The organism is Reyranella massiliensis 521, assembly GCF_000312425.1.
GTDB lineage: Bacteria > Pseudomonadota > Alphaproteobacteria > Reyranellales > Reyranellaceae > Reyranella > Reyranella massiliensis.
The window spans coordinates 2,597,379-2,600,602 of the sequence record NZ_HE997181.1; the positions used below are offsets into that span (position 1 = coordinate 2,597,379).

The 3,224-nt window shown below is 69.5% G+C and carries 3 protein-coding genes and 1 pseudogene; 3 read left to right on the plus strand and 1 reads right to left on the minus strand.

Going from position 1 to position 3,224, the window contains the following annotated elements; genetic code table 11:
- On the plus strand, nt 1–1,000 hold a 1,000-nt coding region (dctP, locus tag BN60_RS12785; protein WP_177324807.1), incomplete at its 5' end, for a TRAP transporter substrate-binding protein DctP.
- Here the strand turns inward: dctP and BN60_RS12790 are convergent.
- Nucleotides 948–1,355, minus strand: a complete 408-nt coding sequence (locus BN60_RS12790) for a response regulator (protein ID WP_020696451.1) — start codon at nt 1,353–1,355, stop codon at nt 948–950. The genes dctP and BN60_RS12790 overlap by 53 nt on opposite strands.
- 208 nt (nt 1,356–1,563) lie before the next feature.
- On the opposite strand from BN60_RS12790, the gene BN60_RS30845 reads away from it, so the two are divergent.
- Nucleotides 1,564–1,968 carry a hypothetical protein gene (locus tag BN60_RS30845; RefSeq protein ID WP_020696452.1) on the plus strand — a complete coding sequence of 135 codons (405 nt, stop codon included), beginning with the start codon at nt 1,564–1,566 and terminating at the stop codon, nt 1,966–1,968.
- A gap of 304 nt (nt 1,969–2,272) precedes the next feature.
- Nucleotides 2,273–3,224: pseudogene (locus BN60_RS30850) on the plus strand (hypothetical protein); the annotation flags it as partial.

Below are 3,224 nucleotides of genomic sequence, written 5' to 3' on the forward strand. Positions count from 1 at the left end.
CGCGGTCCGGCCGCTGCCGTCGCGGCGGTCGGTGCTGTCGGGCCTCGTCATGGCGCTGGCCGGGGGCGCGCCGGCGCTCTGGCCGGCCCATGCCGGCGCCCGCGAATTCTCCGCCGCCGACATCTATCCGTCGGAACATCCCACCGTCACCGCCATGGGGCAGCTCTCCGAGCAGATGGCGATCCGCACCGACGGCCGCCACCGGATCACGCGGCTGTACGGCCAGCGCGCGCACACCGAGAGCTACCTGATCGGCCGGGTGCGCAACGGCTCGCTGGACATGGCGCGCGTCGACGTCGCGTCGCTGGCGTCGCTGGTGCCGATGGCGAACCTGCTGGCGCTGCCCTACCTCTTCACGTCGGCTGAACATCGGCAGCGCGTGTTCGACGGCAAGGTCGGCGCGCTCCTGATGGCGCAGCTCGAGGCCCGCGCCCTGGTCGGGCTCTGCTTCTACGAACTGGGCCCGCGCTGCTTCTACGGCGTCAAGCCGGTGCGAGCCGCTTCCGACCTCAAGGGCCTGTCGGTGCGCGTACCGCGGGCCGGTCCGTGGGTGCGCATGGTGCGCGCCCTCGGCGCCACGCCGGTCGCCGTCCCCTACGAGCAGGTCTACGCCGCCCTGAAGGAGCGCACGGTCGACCTGGCGGAGAGCAACTGGCAGTCGTTCCTGACGTCGCGGCACAATGAAGTCGCCCGCTACTTCAGCGTCACCGAACACATGATGACGCCGGGAATCGTGATCTTCTCGCAGCGCACCTGGGAGATGCTGCCGGCGGACGAACAGGCTGCGCTGCGCGAGTCCGCCCGCGATTCCGAAATGTACCTGCGCGGCATCTCGAACGAGCTGCACGCGCCCCGGGAGGCGGCGCCGGCCGGCGTCGAGATCGTCACCGACATCGACCGTGGCTCGTTCGTCGAGGCGACCGCCCCGCTCTACCAGGAGCAGGCCGTCACGCCTCAGTTCCAGAAGATCCTACAGCAGATCCGGGACCTGGCGGATTAGCGGCGGGGCCGCCGAGGGCCTGCTTCACCACGGCTTCCAGTTGAGTGAGCGAATAGGGCTTCTGCAGCTTGCCGTGCACCTCGACGCCGTCCATGCCGTCGAGATCGTAGCCGCTCGACGCGACGACGGGGATGTTGCGGCGCGCCAGCACCTCGATGATCGGCAGCGCCCTGCGGCCCGCCAGAGACAGATCGACGATCGCCATGTCGGCCTCGACCGTCTCGGCCAGGCGCACGCCTTCGTCGAGCGATGTCGCCGTGCCGGACACTTCGCAGCCCAGCTCCTCGAGCATGCTGCGCAGCGACATCAGGATGATCACTTCGTCGTCGACAACGAAGACCTTCGTTCTTCGCAACAGATTTCTCCTTCCTCTTTCGGCGTATTGCCATTGGGAGGAATAAACGGAGCCCGTGCGACAATCGTTCCGCTCTCTTTTTCTACCTAAACTGCCGGAACCGCGTGAACCGCGCCGCAGGCTCCGCCGTAGTCACAATAATACGACGGAACGTTCGTGGAGTCCGCGACGTTGGACCCATGTACCGACAATAAAGGTGTAGTTTCTCATGCGTGAGAAGGGGCGCGAAACGGGGCATCGTCCGGCGGAGGCCGCGGCAAAGGCCCGGACACGGCGCGAAGCGGCCGCGCGCGCCCGGCGGCTGGCCCAGTCGGTCATTCAGGACGATGACCGCGCGCAGCTCCTCGACTATGCCAAGACCCTCGAAAGGGAAGCCGAGGACCTCGAACGCCAGATCCCCGATCCGGTCGCCAAGCACAAACAGGAACAGTCGCAACAGCAGGCGCAACAGCAGCCCCAGCAACAGGCCCAGCAGCAGGCCCAGCAGCAGGCGGCATCCGCGCCGCCTCCGTCGAATGGAAAGCCATCGAATGGAAACCCATCGAACGGGAGGCCATCGAACGGCAAGCCGTCGAATGGAAAGCCGGGCAACGGGAAGACGCCGCGGGGTTAGAGACTCGACGTTGGCGGCGCGCACACTCGCCCTGCCTCATCGACTTGCCTCATCGACATGCCTCATCGACATGATCGCTAGTTGCGATCCGCGCGCTTCGTGAGAATCTGCTTTCGTCCGGCGTACTCGTTTCCATCCTTCGAGACGCTTGCGCCGCGCGGCGCAACCTCCAGCCTGCACTCGCTCCTCAGAACGAGGCCGTCGGCGCTCTGTGCATCTCCCTCGATACGCCGTTCCGCAGCCCCGACTCACCCCCACCAACACCATCGCGCCGCCATAATCGCTGGGCTAATTTCGGGCTCCCATGTCCGGCGACTCCCCCACGCTGATCGTGACGACCCGCAGCGGCGTGCGGCCGCTCGGCGTGCGCGGCGAGCCGCTGCACAATGCGGCGCCGCAGCTCCGCCGCGTGCTGCGCCGCCGGCTGGGCGACGCGGCGGCCGATCTGCTGGCCGAGCCGCAGATCCATGCCGACGGCAAGACCATCGACTGGCGCGCCGGCTGGTCCGGCCCCGTCCGCCCCTTCGATTCGCTGCCGCCCGCCGAGCGCCAGTCCACCATGGCGAGCGTCGAGGCGACGCTGGCGGAGATCCGCCGCCTCGGCGATGTGCTCGCGGGCCACGGGCCGAAGGAGGAGACCGGCGTCGTCGGCCTCTCGCTCAAGCTCGCCGCCCGCGCGCCCTCGCCCGCCTACATCTTCCTGGTCGGCGACCGGCCGGTGATCGTCGCCTGGGGCTACGAGAAGGACAGCGCCCCGACGTTGCCGCCGCCTGGCGCTTCGCCCGGGGCGTCGCCTGTTGGCGGCGCGCATGTGCCCGTCCCCGAGAAGCCGCCAGGGGGATCACCCGTCGGGCCTCAAGGCCGGCGCTCGGTGCTGCAGCCCGAGCTGGGCGCGGCCGGCGACGACGATCGCACGGTGGCGGTCCGCCGGACTTCAGTTGCGCGCGCCGCCCCTCCCGCCAGCACCGGCGTCCCGTGGCTGCGCACGCTGGCCGCCGCGTTGCCGTTGATGCTGCTGCTGATCGGCGGCGCGTGGCTGTTGCGCGGCTGCCTGCCGGCCGAGCCCGCGCTCGACATCGCCACGCGCGAGGCCGCCGAGGTGCCGACGCCGCAACAGGTCGCGGAGGATCGCCTGCCCGTGCTCAAGGCGTCGCTCTCCGCCGAACAGTCGCGCCAGCGCGCGCTGAAGGTCGAGCTGTCGCTGGCCGAGGCCGAGATCAAGCGGCGCCTCGCCGACTGCAAGCCGCCGGAAGCCG